Raw genomic sequence first — 19,186 nt, forward strand, 5'->3', positions numbered from 1 at the left:
CCGTCAACTGCCCGAGGAGAACTCCGTGCCGACGCCCCTGACCCGACTGCGCCGCGCCGCGGCGACGGTCGACGCGAAGACCCCCGCCACCCGCGACCGCGCCCTGGACGGGCTGCGCGCCGTGGCCCTGCTGTCCGTGCCGGTGGGCCACTGGCTGCTGGGCGGGTTCAGCTCCGACGGCGGGGTGCTGCACAACGCCAGCCCGCTGGGGGCGCTGCCGTTCATGGCGCCGCTGAGCTGGCTGCTGCAGCTGCTGGGGGTGTTCTTCCTGGTGGGCGGCCGGGCCTCGGCGCTGTCGCTGCGCCGGGCGGCCGACCGCGGGGTGCCGGTGGGCGCGTGGCTGCGCGGCCGGGTGCTGCGGCTGGTGCGCCCGGTGCTGGGGGTGGCCGCGGTGTGGGCGGCGCTGGTGCCGCTGCTGCGCGCGCTGGGCGTGCCGGACGGGACGGTGCGCACGGGTGCGGTGCTGATGGTGCAGCCGCTCTGGTACGTCGCGGTGTACCTGGTGCTGACCGCGCTGACCCCGCTGTGCGTCAAGTTCGGCGCCCGGAGCCGGGGTTGGGGCGCGGCGTGGCTGATGGCGGCGGTCGCCGCGGTGGACTTCCTGCGGTACGGGCCGTGGGGCGGCGCGGTGCCGGGCTGGCTGGGCCTGCTGAACCTGCTGCCGGGCTGGCTGTTCGCGTACCAGTTGGGCGTGGACTGGGCGCACGGGCGGCTGACCCGGGCGGGGGCGAAGCTGCTGGCGCTGGGCGGGGCGGCGCTGTTCGCGGTGCTGCTGCTGGTGTTCCACTACCCGGCGAGCATGGTGGGCGTGCCGGGCGCGGCCCGGACCAACTCGCACCCGCCGTCCCTGCTGGTGCCGGCGCTGGCCGCGGTGCAGGGCGGCGCGGCGGTGCTGCTGAAGGACCGGCTGGGCCGGGCGCTGCGGCGGCCGCTGCTGTGGCTGCCGGTGGTGGTGGTCAACCTGGGGGCGATGACGGTCTTCTGCTGGCACCAGAGCGCGATGTTCCTGACGGCGCTGGCGGGTTCGCGGCTGGGCGCGCTGCCGGGCCTGACCACCGCCCCCGACTCGGGCGCCTGGGTGCTGGCCCGGCTGGCCTGGCTGCCGGTGTTCGGCGCGGTGCTGGCGCTGGTCGGCCGGTGGGCCCGGCGCTTCGACGCCCCGTGGCCGTCCCGGACGTGGCGGGCGGTGGCGGGCGCGGGCGCGGCGCTGTTCGCGGTGTACGCCCTGGGCTCGGTCTGACGCGCCGTCGGCCGCGCGGCTCCGCGCCGGGCGCCCGACGTCCCGTCAACTGTCGGTGGCGGCGCCTACCCTGGCGGCCATGGCGAGCTTCGAGGAACTGACCGAGATGGCCCTGGCGCTGCCGGGCACCCACCAGGAGGAGACCTGGGAGCAGGTGACGCTGCGGGTGGGGCGGAAGATCTTCGCGATGGGCCGGCCGGAGTCGGGCGAGGCCACCGTGAAGGCCGCCCCGGCCGAGCAGGCCGAACTGGTCGCGGCCGCACCGGGGGTGTACGCGGTGGCGCCGTACACCGGCCGGTTCGGCTGGGTCCGGGTGCGGCTGGCCGGGGTGGAGGCGGACGAACTGCGCGAACTGCTCACCGACGCCTGGCGTTCGGTCGCACCGAAACGGGTGGTGGCGGAGCTCGACGGGTAGCGTCCGGGCGAATGTGACGGGGAACACTGTTTGCCCGCTGCCCGCGGGGTCGGCCGCCCTCTACTCTGGCTGACTAGTAGTTGGCAGTCACGGCACCGTCGGGTCAGTCCCGCCGCGATGTACCGGCCCGAGGGAGTGGACGCCATGCACCGCAGGCGGGTCAAGCGAATCCTGATCGGCGTGTTCGCCGGGTGCGCCGCCCTGGTGGACGCCGGTGCGGCCGCCGCGCAGGCCGCCGCCTCCAACGAGCAGTTGGCGATCACCACCCCGCCCGCGGGCAGCTCCGCCTGGGTCGCCGACCGGACGCTCGGCCGTCCGCTGCCGGACCCGGCCACCGCCGACCCGGCGGCCGTCGCCGCGTTCTTCGCCTCCCTCGCCCCGGCCGAGCTGGACCGGCTGGTGGCCGAGTACCCGCTGGTGGTCGGCAACCTGGACGGCGCCCCGCTGGACGTCCGCTACCGCGCCAACCGGGTCGCGATCACCGCCGAGCGGGACCGCGCCCGGCAGCGCGGCGCCGACACCACCCTGGACCCCACCACCCGCGCGCTGGCCGTCTCCCGCGCCAACGACTCCGACCGGCTGCTGGCCGAGGGCCGCCAGGTGCTGGCCTTCGACCCGCGCGGCCGCGGCCTGGTCACCGAGGTCTGGGGCGACCTGGCCACCGCCGAGCGGGTCTCCGTCCTGGTGCCGGGCTCGGACGCCGACCTCGGCCACTTCGACCAGAGCGCCGACCCGCTGCGCTCCCCCGCCGGGATGGCCCGCGCCCTGTACGCCGAGGAGCGCGCCCAGGCGCCCGGCACCCGCACCGCGGTGATCGCCTGGACCGGCTACGTCACCCCGCAGGGCCTCGGCCCGGACGCGGTCACCTCCCGGCTCGCCGAGGCGGCCGCGCCCCGGCTGACCCGGCTGCTGGCCGGCCTGGAGCAGACCACCCGCCCGGACGCGCCGCCCGCGCTGCTGTGCCACTCGTACGGCTCGGTGGTGTGCGGCACCGCCGCGCCCTCGCTGCACGGCGCGCAGCCCACCGACGTGGTGGCGTTCGGCAGCCCCGGGATGGGCGTCGACTCGGCGGCCGAGCTGGGCACCGGCGTCCAGGTGTGGGCGGCCCGCAACCCCGGCGACTGGATCGGGAACGTGCCGTACCTGGAGGTCGGCGGCCTCGGGCACGGCGCCGACCCGACCACGCACGCCTTCGGCGCGGTGTCGATCTCCTCGCTGGGCGCCAGCGGCCACAACGGCTACCTGGCCGAGGGCACCGCGAGCCGGCACAACTTCGCCGCCATCGCGCTCGGCCACTACGGCGAGGTCAGCGGCCCGTCCGAGAGCCAGGGCTGACGCGCCCCGGAGGGGGTCAGACCTCGCGGGCGTCGGCCGTGGAGCTCATGTCGGCGTAGCGGCCGCCGGAGACCCGGGCGGAGATCGGCTCCAGCTCGGCCAGCTCCTCCTCGCCCAGCACCAGCCGGGTCGCGCCCAGGTTCTCCTCCAGCCGGGTGCGCCTGCGGGTGCCGGGGATCGGCACCACCGCGGTCAGGCCGTGCGCCGCGGTGCGCTGCTGCAGCCAGGCCAGCGCGACCTGGGCGGCCGTCGCGCCGTGCTGCTCGGCGACCTTCCGGATCGGGGCGACCAGTTCGGCGTTCCCGGCGGCGTTCTCGCCGGTGAACTGCGGCAGGTTGCGGCGGAAGTCGCCCGCGTCCAGCTGCCCGGCGTCGACGAACGCCCCGGTCAGGAAGCCCCGGCCGAGCGGCGAGTACGGCACCAGCGCCACGCCCAGTTCGGCCGCGGCGGGGACGGCGCTGCGCTCCACGCCCCGGGCGAAGACCGACCACTCGGACTGCAGCGCCGCGATCGGGTGCACCGCGTGCGCCTCCCGCAGCTCCGGCCCGGTCACCTCGGACAGGCCCAGGTGCCGGACCTTCCCGGCCGCGACCAGCTCCGCCATCGCGCCCACCGACTCGGCCAGCGGCACGTCCGGGTCACGGCGGTGCATGTAGTAGAGGTCGATCACGTCGACGCCGAGGCGGCGCAGCGAGGCGTCCACCGCCTTGCGGACGTACGCCGGGTCGTTGTTGACGCCCCGGTACGCGGGGTCGTCGGCGCGCCGCTCGATGGCGAACTTGGTGGCCAGCACGACCTGCTCGCGGTGCGCCCGGACGAACGGGCCGATCAGCTCCTCGTTGGCGCCCGAGCCGTAGACGTCGGCGGTGTCGAAGAGGGTGACGCCCAGCTCCAGCGCCCGCTCCAGGGTGGCCAGCGCCTCCCCGGTGTCGGTCGGGCCGTAGAACTCGCTCATCCCCATGCAGCCCAGGCCCTGCACGCCCACGAGCGGGCCGTCGGTGCCGAGCCGGGTGGTCTCGATGGTGCTGTCGCTCATGCGCTCTTCCTGTCCTGTGCGGAGTGCTGGTCCCTGGTCTCCCCGGTGCCGTCGGCCGGGAGGGGCGGCGTGCCGTAGTGGTCGATCTTCAGGTCGATCACGGCGAGCGTGGCGTGCAGGTCGGCGAGCCGCTGCCGCACCTCCTCGCGGTGCGCGACCAGCAGCTCCCGCCGCTCGGCCCGCGTCCCGTCCCCGGCCCGCAGCAGCTCCACGTACCGGACCATGTCGGCCACCGGCATGCCGGTCAGCCGCAGCTTGGTCAGGAACGCCAGCCGGGCCAGGTCGGCGTCGCTGTAGCGGCGCTGCCCGGCGTGCGAGCGGTCGACCGGCTCCAGCAGGCCGATCCGCTCGTACCAGCGCAGCGTGTGCGCGGACAGGCCGCTGGCGGCGGCCACCTCGCCGATGCTGTGCCGGGCCGCCAGGTCGGCTGCGCCGACCGGACCCCCGATCGCCCGCACGCACTCCGCCGTCCCCTGCTCGGGCTCTGCCATGGTCCTCCGCTCCCCCGTCTCGACGACAACGACGACGCTACCGAGTTGGAGCGCACTCCAAGCAAGCCCGGCACGCCACCGCCCGCCCCGGGGCGGGCCCACTGGATAGAGTGCCGCCCATGCAGAGCTTGCGGATGATCGAGGACTGGCCGGTACCCCACGCCGCGGCGGCGGTGGTCCGCGGGAGCGACGGCGCGCTGCTCGGCGCGCACGGCCCGCAGGACCACCTGTTCCCGCTCGCCTCGGTGACCAAGCTGCTCAGCGCGTACGCCGTGCTGGTCGCCGTCGAGGAGGGCGTCTTCGAGCTCGACGACCCGGCCGGCCCCGACGGCTCCACCGTCCGCCACCTGCTCGCCCACACCTCCGGCCTGGCCTTCGACGAGCACCGGGTGATGGCCGGGCCCGGCAGCCGGCGGCTCTACTCCAACGCCGGCTTCGACGTGCTCGCGGCCGCCCTGGAGAACGCCTCCGGCATCCGCTTCGACCAGTACGCCGCCGAGGCCGTCTTCCAGCCGCTCGGCATGCACGCCACCCTGGTCAACACCGCCCACCGCGCCCCCGCGGGCGCGGGCGGCCTCTCCACCGTCGCCGACCTCACCCGCTTCGCCGCCGAACTGCAGTCGCCCGAGCTGCTCGACCCGGCCACCCTGCGGGCCGCGACCCGCGAGGTCGCCTTCCCCGGCACCAGCGGCGTCCTGCCCGGGTTCGGCCACCGCCGCCCCAACGACTGGGGCCTCGGCTTCGAGATCCGCGACCACAAGGCCCCGCACTGGACCGGCACCGCCAACTCCCCCGCCACCTTCGGCCACTTCGGCCAGTCCGGCACCTTCCTCTGGGTCGACCCCGCCGCCGACCTCGCCTGCATCGCCCTCACCGACCGCGACTTCGGCCCCTGGGCCGCCGAGGTCTGGCCGCAACTCTCCGACGCGGTCCTCGCCGAGAACGCGTAGCGCGGAGCGCGGGAACCAGGGGCGCGGGCAACCGGGCACCCGCCGCAAGATCGCGAGGTGACGTCAACTCACCGCCCGCCCCGCGACCTTGCTGACGTGCACCTCCCGCCGCGCGCAGTTCCACGCGCCCCTGGTCGCCCCCTCTCTCAGCCGTACTGCACGGGCGTGTGCATCTCCCAGAGCAGCAGCTCGACCCCGTCCTCCCCCGCCGTCGGGTCCGCGAACGCGTCCCCCGTGATGCGGACGGAGTCGCCCGGGCCCGCCGAGCGCCCGCCGCCCTGCGGGCCGGGGACGGTGCGGTAGCCGACCGACCCGGCGACGACGTGGACGTAGCGGTAGGGGGCGGCGGGCAGCTCGGGCAGCGGCGTCCACGCGGGGGCCCGGACCAGCCACAGCGCCGCGTCACTGCGCCGCAGCCGCAGCGCCCGCCCCTCGTCCGCCGGCCGGCCCGAGGCGAGCAGGGTGAGCCCGTCCCCGTCGGGGACGGGCGCGAGGCCGAAGCCGGGGGCGGCGCCGTACCGGTCGGGCTGGAGCCACATCTGGACGAAGGTGACGGGTTCGGTGGCGCCGCCGGGGTTGCGCTCGGTGTGGGTGATGCCCGTCCCGGTGGACTGCACCTGCACCGTGCCGCGCCGCACGACGCTCGCGTGGCCGGCGTCGTCGCGGTGGGCGAGGGCACCGGAGACGACCCAGGTGACGATCTCGGTCTCGCTGTGCCGGTGGGCCTCGTACCCGGCGCCGGGGGCGAGGGTCTCCTCGTTGCAGGCGAGCAGCGCGCCGAAGGAGGTGTTCTTCGGGTCGTAGTGGCCGGAGAAGGAGAAGGCGTGCCGGGTGGTGACGCCTTCGGCGGGTTCCGACAGGTAGCGCTCGGCGGTGCGCCGGAGGTCGGCGCGGCCGCGCTCCTTCCGGGCCGGGCCGGGCGCCGGTACGGCGGTTTCGGGTGCGTGCCCGTCGGGGGGCGGAGTTTCCACGCTCACGGGCACCACGGTAGCCGGTGTGACGGGGGCCACCGGACGACATCGGGCCGGGTGTGCACGAGCACCCGTCGGCGTGAGGCAGGCTAGTGCCGTGCCATCCGCTTCAGCGAAACCCGACAAGTCCTCCGACCGTTCGTCCGAGGAGCGCTCCGGCCCGGACCGCTCCGGCCCGGAGCGGTCCGCGGAGAAGGCCCAGGAGAAGAAGCCCGCCAAGCGCCCGTCCGCTCCGGGGCGTCCCGCCGCGGTGCCCGGCCGGGGCCGGATGACGGCCGAGGAGCGCCGGTTGGCGGCCGAGCGGGCGGAGTTGCGGGCGGCGACGCTGAAGCGGCTGGAGAAGTCGGCGGGGAAGCTGGCGTCCGCGGCGATCGCCCGGATGGACGACCAGTTGGCCTGGTACCGGCGGATGCCGCCCGAGCACCGCTCGTGGATCGGCCTGGTCGCGCAGGCGGGCATCGCGGCGTTCACCGAGTGGTACCGGCGCCCGGAGGCCTCGCAGGCGATCTCCACGGACGTGTTCGGCACCGCCCCGCGGGAGTTGACCCGGGCGATCACGCTGCGGCAGACCGTGGAGCTGATCCGCACCACCATCGAGGTGATGGAGGAGGCCATCGAGGAGGTGGCCGCGCCCGGCGACGAGGCGGGGATGCGCGAGTCGGTGCTGGTCTACGCCCGGGAGATCGCGTTCGCCACCGCGCAGGTGTACGCGCAGGCCGCCGAGGCGCGCGGCGCGTGGGACGCCCGGCTGGAGGCGCTGGTGGTGAACTCGCTGCTGTCCGGGGACGCCGACGAGGGCGTGCTGTCGCGGGCGGCGGCGCTGGGCTGGGGCCAGCCGAGCCAGGTGCGGGTGGTGATGGGCAGCGCCCCGGACGGGGACAGCGAGCTGGTGGTGGAGGCGATCCGGCGCGCCGCCCGGTACGCGAAGCTGCACGTGCTGACGGGGGTGCTGGGCCGCCGCCTGGTGGTGGTGGTCGGCGGGGACAAGGAGCCGGTGCACGCGGCCCGGGCGCTGATCGGCCAGTTCGCGCCGGGCCCGGTGGTGGTCGGCCCGACGGTCGGCGACCTGCTGTCGGCGACCCGCTCGGCGCACGCCGCGGCGCAGGGCCTGAAGGCGTGCGCGGCCTGGCCGGACGCCCCCCGCCCGGTGCTGGCCGACGACCTGCTGCCGGAACGGGCGCTGGCGGGCGACGAGGTGGCGCGCCGCCAGTTGGTGGAGGAGATCTACACACCCCTGGAGGAGGCCGGTTCGGCGCTCCTGGAGACGCTGAGCGTCTACCTGGAGCAGGCGTCCTCGCTGGAGGGGGCGGCCCGGATGCTCTTCGTCCACCCGAACACCGTGCGCTACCGGCTGCGTCGTGTGACAGACGTCACCGGCTATGCTCCGTCAGACGTGCGTTCGGCCTTCACCCTGCGCATCGCCCTTGCTCTGGGGCGTCTCGGCTCCGGGCCCGACCAGGGCTGAGCGGACTGTAGGGAATCCACAAGCCGACGTGCTTTTCTTCGTCATCGTCGCCTACCCGCCCGCGGGCGTCCGGCGAGAGAGGGTTGAACCGTGCTCGTTATCGTCGCCCCTGGACAGGGTGCCCAGACCCCCGGCTTCCTCAACCCCTGGCTCGAACTGGACGGTGCCGCCGACCGGCTGCACCGGTGGTCGGCGACGGCCGGCCTCGACCTGGTGCACGCCGGCACCGGGGCCTCCGAGGAGGAGATCAAGGACACCGCCGTCGCGCAGCCGCTGCTGGTGGCCGCCGGCCTGGTGACCGCCGCGGCGCTGTTCCCGCAGGGCGTGGCCGGTGCGGTCGGCGCGGTGGCGGGCCACAGCGTCGGCGAGATCACCGCCGCGGCGCTGGCCGGGGTGCTGTCCGAGGAGGACGCGCTGGGCTTCGTCCGCGAGCGCAGCCTGGGCATGGCGGAGGCCGCCGCGGCGACCGCGACCGGCATGGTCGCGGTGCTCGGCGGCGACCCGGAGGCGGTGCTCGCGAAGCTCGCCGAGCACGGCGTGACCGCGGCGAACAACAACGGCGGCGGCCAGCTGGTCGCGGCCGGCACGCTGGAGCAGCTCGACGCGCTGAAGGCGGACCCGCCGGCCGGCGCGCGGCTGATCGCGCTGAAGGTCGCGGGCGCGTTCCACACCGCGCACATGGCCCCGGGCGTGGCCCGGCTGGAGAAGCTGGCGCCGACCCTGACGGTCGCCGACCCGGCCGTCGCGTACCTCTCGAACCGGGACGGCGAGGTGGTCGGCTCCGGCGCCGAGGTGCTCGCCCGCCTGGTCTCGCAGGTGTCCAACCCGGTCCGCTGGGACCTGTGCATGGAGACCCTGCAGCGGCTCGGCGCGACCGCCGTGATCGAGCTGTCCCCCGCCGGAACCCTCACCAACCTGGTCAAGCGCAACGTCAAGGGTGTCGCCACGCTGGCCCTGAAGACCCCCGCCGATCTCGACAAGGCCCGCGCACTCGTGGCCGAGCACGGCAGCCAGGAGGCGACCGCATGAGTCCGACCATCAAGCCGGTCACCGGCGCCCAGTACTCCCGCATCCACGGCGTGGGCGGCTACCGGCCGACCCGGGTGATCCCCAACTCCGAGGTGCTGAACTGGATCGACTCCTCGGACGAGTGGATCCGCACCCGTTCCGGCATCGCCGAGCGCCGCTGGGCCGGGCCGGAGGAGACCGTCGCCGAGATGTCGGTGCAGGCGGCCGGCAAGGCGATCGCGATGGCCGGGATCCGCCCGGAGCAGATCGGCGGCGTCATCGTCGCGACGGTCTCGCACCTGAAGCAGACCCCGGCGATCGCCACCGAGATCGCCCAGCGGCTCGGCTGCGGCACCGCCCCGGCGTTCGACATCTCGGCCGCCTGCGCGGGCTTCGGCTACGGCCTGGGCCTGGCCGACGGCATGGTGCGCGGCGGCAGCGCCGAGTACGTGCTGGTGATCGGCGTGGAGCGGCTGTCCGACCTGACGGACGTCACCGACCGGTCGACCGCGTTCATCTTCGGCGACGGCGCGGGCGCCGCGGTCGTCGGCCCGTCCGAGGCCCCCGGCATCGGCAAGGTCGTCTGGGGTTCGGACGGCTCGCAGGCCGAGGTGATCTCGCAGACCCAGGCCTGGGACACCGCGTTCGCCAAGCCGGACGCCGTCAACGGCGCCGGCGAGGAGACCAAGTGGCCGGCCCTGCGGATGGAGGGCCAGACGGTCTTCCGCTGGGCGGTGTACGACATGGCGAAGGTCGCCGAGCAGGCCCTGGAGGCCGCCGGGATCACCGCCGACCAGCTCGGTGCGTTCATCCCGCACCAGGCCAACATGCGCATCATCGACGCCATGGTCAAGAAGCTGGACCTGCCCCCGAACGTCCCGGTGGCCCGCGACATCGCGGAGACCGGCAACACCTCCGCCGCGTCCATTCCGCTCGCCATGGAGCGGATGCTGGAACGCGGCGAGGCCAAGAGCGGCGACCTGGCGCTGATCATCGGCTTCGGGGCGGGTCTGGTCTACGCCGCCGCAGTCGTTACGCTCCCCTAGGCGTTTTTCCCCGCCCCACCCCTGGAAACCCGCGTCGGTCCGCCGGACCGCACGCTGTCAACACCGAGAAGGAGCAGCCGACATGGCTACCCGCGAAGAGGTTCTCGAAGGTCTCGCCGAGATCGTGAACGAGATCGCCGGCATCCCCACCGAGGACGTCGCTCTCGACAAGTCCTTCACCGACGACCTGGACGTCGACTCGCTGTCCATGGTCGAGGTCGTCGTCGCCGCCGAGGAGCGCTTCGGCGCGAAGATCCCGGACGACGAGGTCAAGAACCTCAAGACCGTCGGCGACGCGGTGGACTTCATCGTCGCCAACGCCTGACCTGCCGTCAGACCGCCCGGTCGGGGCGCGCCCGGCGCGCCCCGACCGGACCCCTTCCCCCTCCGGCCCTCCGGTCCTCCCCTCAGATGTGAGAGAAGAAGAAACCAGTGACTGCTGAAAACCGCACCGTGGTCGTCACGGGTATCGGCGCCTTCACGCCGCTGGGCGGCGACGCCGCCACTTTCTGGGAGGGTCTGCTGGCCGGCAAGTCCGGGGTCCGCGCCCTCACCGAGGACTGGGCGGCCGACCTGCCCGTCCGGATCGCCGCCCGGGTCGCCGTCGAGCCCGGCGAGATCCTGCCCCGTCCGCTGGCCCGCAAGCTGGACCGCTCGGCGCAGTTCGCGCTGATCGCCGCCCGCGAGGCCTGGAAGGACGCGGGCTACGAGGCCCCGGCCACCGACGAGGCCAACCCGCTGGCCCCCGAGCGCCTGGGCGCGGTCATCGCCTCCGGCATCGGCGGCGTCACCACCCTGCTCGACCAGTACGACGTGCTCAAGGAGCAGGGCGTCCGCAAGGTCTCCCCGCACACCGTCCCGATGCTGATGCCCAACTCCCCGGCGGCCAACGTCGGCCTGGAGGTCGGCGCCCGCGCGGGCGTGCACACCCCCGTCTCCGCCTGCGCCTCCGGCGCCGAGGCGATCGGCTACGCGATCGAGATGATCCGCACCGGCCGCGCCGACGTGGTGGTGGCGGGCGGCACCGAGGCCGCGATCCACCCGCTGCCGATCGTCGCCTTCTCCAACATGATGGCGATGTCCAAGAACAACGAGGACCCGGAGCACGCCTCGCGCCCGTACGACAAGGGCCGCGACGGCTTCGTCCTCGGCGAGGGCGCGGGCGTGATCGTGCTGGAGTCCGCCGAGCACGCGGCCGCCCGCGGCGCCCGGGTCTACTGCGAGGCCGTCGGCCAGGGCCTGTCCTCGGACGCCCACCACATCGCCCAGCCCGAGCCGACCGGCGCCGGCGTGGCCCGCGCCATCGACGACCTGTTCGCCCGCAACGACCTGGACCGGTCGGAGGTCGTGCACGTCAACGCGCACGCCACCTCGACCCCGCAGGGCGACACCGCCGAGATCAAGGCGCTGCGCCGCACCCTGGGCGAGCACCTCGACCACGTGGCGGTCTCCGCCACCAAGTCGATGACCGGCCACCTGCTCGGCGGCGCGGGCGGCATCGAGACCGTCGCCACCGTGCTCGCCCTGTACAACCGGATCGCCCCGCCGACCGTCAACGTGGTCGACCTGGACGACGACATCGACGCCGACATCGTCCGCGACGAGGCCCGCAAGCTGCCGGTCGACGGCCGGATCGCCGCCCTGAACAACTCGTTCGGCTTCGGCGGCCACAACGTGGTGCTGGCCTTCCGCACCGTCTGACGCACCGCCCGTGAGGGGGGCGGCGCGGGGGCTCGGCCCCCGCGCCGCCCCCTCACGCGTTCAGACCACCTGGTGCAGCCAGCGCACGGGCGCGCCCTCGCCCGCGTACCGGAACGGCTCCAGCTCGTCGTCCCAGGGCTTGCCGAGCAGCTTGGCGATCTCCGCCTCCAGGTCTCCGCCCTCGCTGCGGACGCGCAGCAGGACGGCGCGGAGCCGGTCCTCGGGGATCAGGATGTCGCCGTGGAGGCCCGTGACGGCGTGGAAGATGCCGAGCGCGGGCGTGGAGGAGTACCGCTCGCCCTCCGCGGTGGCGCAGGGCTCGCTGGTCACCTCGTACCGCATCAACTGCCAGCCGCGCAGCGCGGAGGCGAGCTTGGAGGCGGTGCCGGGCTCCCCCTGCCAGGAGAGTTCGGACCGCCAGTGGCCCGGTGCGGCGGGCTGCCTGATCCAGTCGAGGTTGACCCGCACGCCGAGCACGCCCGCGACCGCCCACTCGACGTGCGGGCACAGCGCGCGGGGCGCGGAGTGGATGTAGAGCACACCACGTGTCGTCACCGGGACCTCCTGGCTGTGGACGAGGGTCGCCTTCCCCAGCTGCCTCGTTCCGACACCGGCGGTACCGGTAGGTACTGACCAGTGGTTACCCCGTGAAGCTCAACTTATTCGACATTAGGTCATCAAATCGAGCAAAACGGACAAGCTTTCCCCCCATGCTAGTCGGTTCCTCCGAGAGGTCTACCCCCACGGCACCCACCTCCCCCGAACGGCCGCACGCGTGCGCCCCCGCCGGGGATCGCACTCCGGCGGGGGCGGACTGACGGGGCGCCAGGCGGCGGGGGGTCAGACCTTGACGACCATCTTCCCGGTGTTCGCGCCGCGCAGCATGCCGAGGAACGCCTCGACGGCGTTCTCCACGCCCTCGACCACGGTCTCGTCGGAGCGCAGCTCGCCGCTGCGCAGCCAGCCGCCGACCTCGGCGAAGAACTGCCCGCGCAGCGCGGCGTGGTCGCCGACGATCATGCCCTGGAGGCGCAGCCGCTTGCCGATGGCGAGCGCCAGGTTGCGCGGCCCGGTGGGGGCGGCGGTGTCGTTGTACTGGGCGATGGCCCCGCACAGGGTGACCCGGCCGTGCGCGTTGAGCGCGCCGATCGCGGCCTCCAGGTGCTCGCCGCCGACGTTGTCGAAGTACACGTCGATGCCCTCGGGGGCGGCCTCGGCGAGCTGCCCGGCGACCGGGCCCGCCTTGTAGTCGAAGGCGGCGTCGAAGCCGTACTCCTCGACCAGGACGGCGACCTTCTCCGCGGAGCCGGCCGAGCCGACGACCCGCTTCGCGCCCTTGAGCCGGGCGATCTGGCCGACCAGCGAACCGACCGCCCCGGCCGCGCCGGAGACGAAGACCGTGTCGCCCTCCTTGAACGAGGCGACCTCCAGCAGCCCGGCGTACGCGGTCAGGCCGGGCATCCCGAGGACGCCCAGGTAGGCGGAGAGCGGGGCGAGCTCCGGGTCGACCTTCACCGCGTGCGCGGCGTCCAGCGTGGCGTACTCGCGCCAGCCCTGCCCGTGCAGCACGGCGTCCCCGACCGCGAGGCCCTCCGCCGCGGAGGCCACCACGTACCCGACCGCCCCGCCGTCCATCGGCGCGCCGAGCGCGTACGGGGGGACGTAGGACTTCACGTCGTTCATCCGGCCGCGCATGTAGGGGTCGACGGAGAGGTAGGCGTTGCGCACCGTGACCTGGCCCGGGGCGGGGCGCCGGACGGGGGCCTCGACCAGGGCGAAGTCCGCCGGGGCGGGCCAGCCCTGCGGGCGGGCGGCCAGGTGCCACTCGCGGCCGGTGGCGGGGACGTCCTGCTCTGCTGCCATCACATACTCCTCATAGTGAAATATTCACTGCCTAAAGCAATCGTGTGGATGAAAGGTTCATGTTGTCAAATGTTCAGTTAGACTCGGGAGCATGGCGCAGCAGGAGGAGCAGGTCATGGCGGAGGAGCAGGCACCGACTGTCGACCCGATCACGCTGGAGGTCGTCGACCTGATGGCGCGCCTGGTCGGGCTCTTCCACCGCGAGTACGAGGAGGCCGCGGCCGCCCGCTCGCTCACCGGCGCCCAGGCCAAGGTGCTGGCGCTGCTGCGGCGCGGGCCGATGCCGATGCGGCACATCGCGCAGACCCTCTCCTGCGAGCCCTCCAACATCACCGGCATCGTCGACCGGCTGGAGGGGCGCGGCTTCGTCACCCGCGAGTCCGACCCGCAGGACCGCCGGGTCAAGCTGGTCGTCGCCACCGACGCCGGGCGCTCCGCCTCCACCGAACTGCGCGAGTCGCTGAACTTCGCCCGCGAGCCGCTGGCCGCCCTGGAGGGCGGGGAGCGCGCCCAACTGCGCGACCTGCTGCGGCGGATGCTCGACTCCACCGGCGGCGGCTCCGGCCCGGGTGGCTCGGGCCCGGGCTCCGGCCCCGGCACGGGTGGCCCCGGCCCCGGCTCCGGCGGCGCCGGCGGTGCCGCGAAGACCGGCTGAACCGGCGTCGGCACCGGCCTCCGGCCCTTCCGCGGCCCGACTCGAAGAAACTCTCGAAAAAGATGGTTCGCTTGTAACCATTCCGTGCGCCGAACCGTCCAAGTAGTGACGAGTACCGATCCGCAGTGCGGCGGGTCGGTTCAGTGCCTGCCCCCGGGCACCAGTTCCCGCTGCGCGCAGAGAGACACCCGACCGATGACCGACGCCACGCAGGACGCCGCCCCGACCCGCTCCCGCGGCCGCCGAATAGCCCGGGCCCTCGGAGCGACCGCCGCCGCACTGGTCGTCGCCGCGGCCGGCACGGGCGCCTGGTACTACCAGCGGCTGGACCGCAACATCACGACCTTCGCGCCCGAGGGCATCGCCTCCAGTCGCCCCCCGGCCGCCACGCCCGCGCCCACCGGCGGACGGCCCGTCAACATCCTGCTGCTCGGCTCCGACACCCGTGACGACGGCAACAACTCGCTGGGCGGCGGCGACGCGGGCGTGGGCCACTCCGACACCGCGATCCTGCTGCACGTGTACGCCGACCACAAGCACGCGGTCGGCGTGTCGATCCCGCGCGACACCCTGGTCACCGTCCCCCCCTGCCGCCTCGCGGACGGCAGGTGGACCAGCGAGCGGCCCAACCAGATGTTCAACTCCGCCTTCACCGTCGGCGAGTTCGAGCACGGCAACCCGGCCTGCACGCAGAACACCGTGGAGACCCTGACCGGGCTGCGGGTCGACCACACCCTGGTCGTCGACTTCAAGGGCTTCGCGGCCATCACCAGCGCCGTCGGCGGCGTGGACGTCTGCGTCCCCAACGACGTGGACTCGCACGGCATCCACCTCGTCCAGGGCCGGCAGACCGTCTCCGGCCAGCAGGCCGTGGACTACGTCCGGGCCCGGTACGGGCTCGGCGACAGCTCCGACATCGGCCGGATGCGCCGCCAGCAGGCGTTCATGTCCTCGCTGATCAAGAAGGTGCAGGACCAAGGCTTCGGCCTGACCACCCTGCTGCCGCTGGCCGACGCCGCCACCAGGTCGCTCACCGTCGACCCCGAGCTCGGATCCCCCTACAAGCTCGCCGAGTTCGCCCAGTCCCTGCAGGACATCCGGCTCTCCGACATCCAGTTCGTCACCCTCCCCTGGCGCTTCCAGGGCGCCCGCGTCGCCGTGGTCGAACCCGACGCGAGCATCCTGTGGAACCTGCTGAGCCAGGACCGCACCCTCGACGGCCGCACCACCGACACCGGCGTCGGCACCGGTACCGGCACCGGCGCCGTCCCGAGCACGAGCCCGAGCCCCGGCGCCTCCCCCTCGGCCACCGCCACCGGCACCGGCAGCGCCACTGCCACCGGGGGCGCCACCGGCAGTTCCGACCGCGCCCTGCTCGACGCGCCCGTCACCGTGCACAACGCCGCCAAGTCGGGCGGCCTGGCCGGGCGCACCGCGCTCGCCCTGCGCGGCAACGGCTACACCGACATCACCATCGGCGCCGACACCCCGACCCGCCGCACCACCCTGATCGAGTACGCCCCCTCCCGGCGGGCCGCCGCCGAACGCCTCGCCCAGCTCTACCCCGGCGCCGAACTGCGCTCCGCCGCCGACGTCGACGGCATCGTCCTCACCCTCGGCCAGGACCGCGCCCTCGCCGACACCCCCGACGCGCTCGACGCCCCCGACGCCCTCGACGCCCTGAACGGGGCGGGGGCCGCGGGCGCGGGGGCCGGCCGCAGCGCCTCCCCCGGTGCCCTCCCCTCCAGCATCCCGTCCGGCATCGCCGACAACACCCGGCCCGCCGACACCGACCTCTGCAACGACCTCAGCTTCGGCTGACCCGCCGCCGGGCCCGGGGGCCGCCGGTCCGTTCCGGCGGCCTCACCGCACCGGGTCCGGAACTCCCGTCACCACCACCGTCACCCGGCAGCCGCGCAACCCGCCCGCCCGCAGCAGCCCGTACGCACCCCACAGCGCCTTGGCCACGTAGCGGCGCTCCACCTGGACGCCGTACGCGTCCTCGAACCACCGGGCGAACCGTTCCAGCTCCGGCGGGACGCGCCCGTAACCGCCGCCGTGCCAGTCGTGCGCCAGCTGCCAGTTGGCGAACTCCCGGCCGTACCCGGCCCGGTGCAGGGCCGCCGCCTCTCCTTCCAGGTAGCCCTCCCCGCGCAGCACCGCCACTCCGAGCGCCCGCGGGCCGTCGGGCAGCCCCGCCGCGATCCCGGCCAGGGTGCCGCCGGTGCCGACCGCGCAGCACACCACGTCCCGGGGGCCGAAGTCCGGCTGCTGGTCGGCGAGTTCCCTGGCGATCACCGCGGCGCCCCGCACGGCGAGGCCGTTGGAGCCGCCCTCGGGCAGCACGTAGTACCCGGCCCGGTGCTCGTGCCGCCCGGAGGCCGCCTCCCGGTAGGCGGAGCGCTCGACGAACTCCAGCACCATGCCGTCCCGTTCGGCCTGCGCCAGCGACCAGTTGCGCGGCCGCCCGGCGAGCTCCGCGCCCCGGATCACGCCGGTGCTGGCCAGCCCGAGCCCGTTCGCGGCGGCCGCGACCGCCCGCACGTGCGTGGAGTACGCCCCGCCGTAGGTGAGCAGCCCCCGGGCGCCCTCGGCGAGGGCCCGCTCCAGGTTCGGGGCGAGCTTGCGCCACTTGTTGCCGGGCACCGTCGGGTGCGCCAGGTCGTCCCGCTTGAGCCACAGCTGTGCGCCCGCCGCGGCGAACTCCGGGTCGTCGACCACGGTCAGGGGCGTGGGCAGGTCGGCGGGGAGGAGCATCCGCCCACCCTAGGCCCTCGCCGCCCAGTCCTCCCCGCTCCGCCCTCGCCGCCCAGTCCTCCCCGCTCCGTCCGCCCTGGCGCGGCCCGCCCTGGGGGCCCTGCTCGTCCGGTCTCAGAGCACGGCCACCCCCAGCGGTCGGTGTCCGGCCTCCAGCCGGTGGGTGGTGCCGCTGTCGAGGTCGACCAGGGTGATGCCGTCCCAGTAGCCGTCCCGGGTGAAGCCGCCGGTGACGTACGCCGTCCGCCCGTCCGCCGATATCGCCACGTTCTCGTGCGGGACGCCGAGCGGGTGGACCCGTTCGCTGCCGTCGGGGTCGCGGACCGTCAGGCTGGGGCCCCGGTCGTCCCCGGTGACCGGGCCGGAGCCGACCACCAGCAGCCGCCCGTCCGGGGCGAGGGTGGCGCCGTGCTGGTGGGTGTCGGCGGTCATCGGCTCGATCGCCACCTGCCCGGTGACCGGGTCGACCACGGCGAGGCGCTCGCCCTCGAAGGGCAGCAGCAGCTTGCCGTCGCCCGGCCGGACTGCCGCGTAGTGCGGCTTCAGCCATGAGCCGAGCCCGCCCTCGGTGCCGTACGGCGCGACCTGGATCCGCCGGGTTGCCAGGCCGTCCGCCGCGACCACCGTCACGTCGAAGGAGTCGTGGCCGGTCGCGTAGACCTGGCGGCCGTCCGGCGAGACGTCGACGTCGAAGGGCCGTCGGCCGACCGCGGCCGCTCCGGTGACCTCGCCCTTCGCGGTGTCGACGACCTCCAGCACGCCGGAGCGCCCCGGCACGTTCACCCCGACGTACAGCCGGGTGCCGTCCGACGAGAGGGCCAGGCCCATGGCGCCGCCCCGGTACTCGCCCGTCCCGGCCGGGCCGGTGTCGGTGCGCAGCGGGACGGTGCGCACCAGGGCGCGCGCCCTGGTGTCGACCTCGGCGACGCCCTCCGCGGTGCTCACCCAGGCCCGCCCGTCCGCCCCGACCGCCACCGCGTACGGGGCGGTGCCGACGCGCACCGAGCCGATCGCCCCGCGCGCCGGGTCGACGAAGGTGACGGTGTCGGCCCCGAAGTCGGTCACCAGCAGCGTCCCCGCCGGAGTGGGCGCGGCCGGGGCGGAGGCCGGGTCGGACCGGGCGGGCGCGGCGGGGGCGGGGGTGACGGGGGCCGCCGCCGTCGGACGGGGCTCGGCCGCGCTGCCGCCCGGATCGGCGCAGCCGGACAGCAGGAGGGCCAGTAGGAGGGCCAGTAGGACGGCCGGTGCCGGTCCGGCCGCCAGCAATTGCGGGCCGGTGCGCCTGCGGCGGGTGGTCATCGGGTTCCTCCGTTCTCCCGGTCGGATCGGGTCTCGGCCGTCCGCAGCAGTTCGGCCAGGGTGGCGAAGCCGCGCCGTTCGGCGTGCTGCCGGGCCGTCACGCCGTCGGCGTCGGCGAGCCGCGGGGAGGCGCCCGCGGCCAGCAGCAGCCGGACGACCTCGGCGTGCGCGCGGCCGCCGTCGCCGAGGATCACGGCCTCCAGCAGGGCCGTCCAGCCGAGCCGGTTGACGTGGTCGACGTCGATGTCGGTCTCCGCCAGCACGGCCCGCACGTAGGCGACGTGGCCGCGCTCGGCGGCGGGTATCAGGCTCACCCCGCCGAAGCGGTTGGTCAGCCCGAAGTCCGGCCGGGCGGGCAGCAGGGCGCGCATCATCGGCACGCTGCCGGTGACGCCGGTGACCAGCCAGGGGCTGTCCTCCCGCTCGTCCTGCGCGTCCGGGTCCGCCCCGGCGGCGACCAGGAGTTCGGCGACGGGGACGTGGTCGGCGAGCGCGGCGAGCAGCAGTGCCGTCCGCCCGTGCGGGTCGCGCGCCTCCGGGGCGGCACCGTCCGCCAGGGCGGCCCGGGCGGCGTCGAGGTCACCGGTGCGTGCGGCGGTGAGCAGGCGTTGGTCGGTCGCGGTCATCACGGTCCTCCTCCTGAGGGACGGCAGGTACAGCACGGAGTGCCTCAACGGTTGCGGAAGCGAGGGCGGGACGGGGGCGGGACGGGGGCGGGGCGGCAGTGGGGACAGGGGCGCGGTAGTAGCGGGTAGTAGGGGCAGGGGACGGGGAGAAGAGGGGCGGTTCTGCTCCCGACTCCATACTTGCCCCGCCCCCGGCCCCGCTCCGTCAGCAGACCGGCCAGACCCGGCGAGCGTTCCGGTGGACCCCGGCATCATCCGATCGGTCGATGCACGATCGCCCCGGGCCGCGTTCCCGCAGCTCAGCGCCTCCCCCAGCCGCCACGGGGAG

General features: G+C 74.9%; 19 protein-coding genes. 11 read left to right on the forward strand and 8 right to left on the reverse strand.

Going from position 1 to position 19,186, the window contains the following annotated elements; translation table 11 throughout:
* Window positions 1-25: 25 nt before the first annotated feature.
* From OO57_RS00190 to OO57_RS00200, 3 genes are all read left to right on the forward strand, one after another.
* Complete coding sequence (locus tag OO57_RS00190; protein ID WP_033250140.1) at window positions 26-1,240, forward strand: acyltransferase family protein; 1,215 nt, start codon at window positions 26-28, stop codon at window positions 1,238-1,240.
* A gap of 79 nt (window positions 1,241-1,319) precedes the next feature.
* On the forward strand, window positions 1,320-1,655 hold the full coding sequence (locus OO57_RS00195) for an MmcQ/YjbR family DNA-binding protein (RefSeq protein WP_033250141.1): 336 nt from the start codon (window positions 1,320-1,322) through the stop codon (window positions 1,653-1,655).
* A 144-nt stretch (window positions 1,656-1,799) separates the two neighbouring features.
* On the forward strand, window positions 1,800-2,990 hold the full coding sequence (locus OO57_RS00200; RefSeq protein WP_033250142.1) for an alpha/beta hydrolase: 1,191 nt from the start codon (window positions 1,800-1,802) through the stop codon (window positions 2,988-2,990).
* 16 nt (window positions 2,991-3,006) lie between these two features.
* On the opposite strand, the gene OO57_RS00205 is transcribed toward OO57_RS00200, so the two are convergent.
* Window positions 3,007-4,026: an aldo/keto reductase gene (locus OO57_RS00205; RefSeq protein ID WP_033250143.1), complete on the reverse strand. Its 1,020-nt coding sequence runs from the start codon at window positions 4,024-4,026 to the stop codon at window positions 3,007-3,009.
* The gene (locus OO57_RS00210) at window positions 4,023-4,517 is read right to left on the reverse strand and encodes a MerR family transcriptional regulator (RefSeq protein WP_081973370.1); all 495 of its coding nucleotides are present in this window, start codon (window positions 4,515-4,517) and stop codon (window positions 4,023-4,025) included. The genes OO57_RS00205 and OO57_RS00210 overlap by 4 nt, the downstream gene beginning before the upstream one ends.
* Before the next feature lie 119 nt (window positions 4,518-4,636).
* Between OO57_RS00210 and OO57_RS00215 the strand changes: the two genes are divergently transcribed.
* A complete protein-coding gene (locus OO57_RS00215) occupies window positions 4,637-5,467 on the forward strand; it encodes a serine hydrolase domain-containing protein (protein ID WP_033250144.1) in 831 nt (276 codons plus the stop codon).
* 146 nt (window positions 5,468-5,613) lie between these two features.
* Here the strand turns inward: OO57_RS00215 and OO57_RS00220 are convergent, their stop codons facing one another.
* Complete coding sequence (locus tag OO57_RS00220) at window positions 5,614-6,444, reverse strand: pirin family protein (protein WP_234337167.1); 831 nt, start codon at window positions 6,442-6,444, stop codon at window positions 5,614-5,616.
* Between the two features lie 262 nt (window positions 6,445-6,706).
* Between OO57_RS00220 and OO57_RS00225 the strand changes: the two genes are divergently transcribed.
* The 5 genes from OO57_RS00225 (at window position 6,707) to fabF (ending at window position 11,658) form a co-directional block, all read left to right on the forward strand.
* Window positions 6,707-7,903: a PucR family transcriptional regulator gene (locus OO57_RS00225; protein WP_051733198.1), complete on the forward strand. Its 1,197-nt coding sequence runs from the start codon at window positions 6,707-6,709 to the stop codon at window positions 7,901-7,903.
* Window positions 7,904-7,993: 90 nt separating this feature from the next.
* Complete coding sequence (locus tag OO57_RS00230; RefSeq protein WP_033250145.1) at window positions 7,994-8,932, forward strand: ACP S-malonyltransferase; 939 nt, start codon at window positions 7,994-7,996, stop codon at window positions 8,930-8,932.
* The gene (locus OO57_RS00235) at window positions 8,929-9,957 is read left to right on the forward strand and encodes a beta-ketoacyl-ACP synthase III (RefSeq protein WP_033250146.1); all 1,029 of its coding nucleotides are present in this window, start codon (window positions 8,929-8,931) and stop codon (window positions 9,955-9,957) included. The genes OO57_RS00230 and OO57_RS00235 overlap by 4 nt, the downstream gene beginning before the upstream one ends.
* 82 nt (window positions 9,958-10,039) lie before the next feature.
* On the forward strand, window positions 10,040-10,282 hold the full coding sequence (locus tag OO57_RS00240) for an acyl carrier protein (protein ID WP_033250147.1): 243 nt from the start codon (window positions 10,040-10,042) through the stop codon (window positions 10,280-10,282).
* Window positions 10,283-10,389: 107 nt separating this feature from the next.
* Window positions 10,390-11,658: a beta-ketoacyl-ACP synthase II gene (gene fabF, locus OO57_RS00245; RefSeq protein ID WP_033250148.1), complete on the forward strand. Its 1,269-nt coding sequence runs from the start codon at window positions 10,390-10,392 to the stop codon at window positions 11,656-11,658.
* Between the two features lie 60 nt (window positions 11,659-11,718).
* Here the strand turns inward: fabF and OO57_RS00250 are convergent, their stop codons facing one another.
* Together OO57_RS00250 and OO57_RS00255 are read right to left on the reverse strand one after the other, a co-directional pair.
* The gene (locus OO57_RS00250) at window positions 11,719-12,213 is read right to left on the reverse strand and encodes a DUF3145 domain-containing protein (protein ID WP_033250149.1); all 495 of its coding nucleotides are present in this window, start codon (window positions 12,211-12,213) and stop codon (window positions 11,719-11,721) included.
* A 285-nt stretch (window positions 12,214-12,498) separates the two neighbouring features.
* Window positions 12,499-13,521 carry an NADP-dependent oxidoreductase gene (locus OO57_RS00255; RefSeq protein WP_033250150.1) on the reverse strand — a complete coding sequence of 341 codons (1,023 nt, stop codon included), beginning with the start codon at window positions 13,519-13,521 and terminating at the stop codon, window positions 12,499-12,501.
* A gap of 91 nt (window positions 13,522-13,612) precedes the next feature.
* Between OO57_RS00255 and OO57_RS00260 the strand changes: the two genes are divergently transcribed.
* Entirely contained in the window at window positions 13,613-14,176 is a 564-nt protein-coding gene (locus OO57_RS00260; RefSeq protein WP_063737462.1) for a MarR family winged helix-turn-helix transcriptional regulator, read from the forward strand.
* Between the two features lie 195 nt (window positions 14,177-14,371).
* A complete protein-coding gene (locus tag OO57_RS00265; protein ID WP_033250151.1) occupies window positions 14,372-15,997 on the forward strand; it encodes an LCP family protein in 1,626 nt (541 codons plus the stop codon).
* Between the two features lie 42 nt (window positions 15,998-16,039).
* Here OO57_RS00265 and OO57_RS00270 read toward each other — a convergent pair whose 3' ends face one another.
* The 3 genes from OO57_RS00270 to OO57_RS00280 form a co-directional block, all read right to left on the reverse strand.
* A complete protein-coding gene (locus tag OO57_RS00270; protein WP_033250152.1) occupies window positions 16,040-16,933 on the reverse strand; it encodes a 1-aminocyclopropane-1-carboxylate deaminase/D-cysteine desulfhydrase in 894 nt (297 codons plus the stop codon).
* Between the two features lie 114 nt (window positions 16,934-17,047).
* Window positions 17,048-18,232, reverse strand: coding sequence for a YncE family protein (locus OO57_RS00275; protein ID WP_033250153.1), 1,185 nt, complete (start codon window positions 18,230-18,232; stop codon window positions 17,048-17,050).
* Window positions 18,229-18,858 (reverse strand): ankyrin repeat domain-containing protein, encoded by a 630-nt coding sequence (locus OO57_RS00280; RefSeq protein WP_033250154.1) that lies wholly within the window; start codon window positions 18,856-18,858, stop codon window positions 18,229-18,231. The genes OO57_RS00275 and OO57_RS00280 overlap by 4 nt, the downstream gene beginning before the upstream one ends.
* Between the last annotated feature and the right edge of the window lie 328 nt (window positions 18,859-19,186).

Origin of the sequence: Kitasatospora phosalacinea (assembly GCF_000717185.1) — a bacterium.
Classification (GTDB): Bacteria; Actinomycetota; Actinomycetes; order Streptomycetales; family Streptomycetaceae; genus Kitasatospora; species Kitasatospora phosalacinea_A.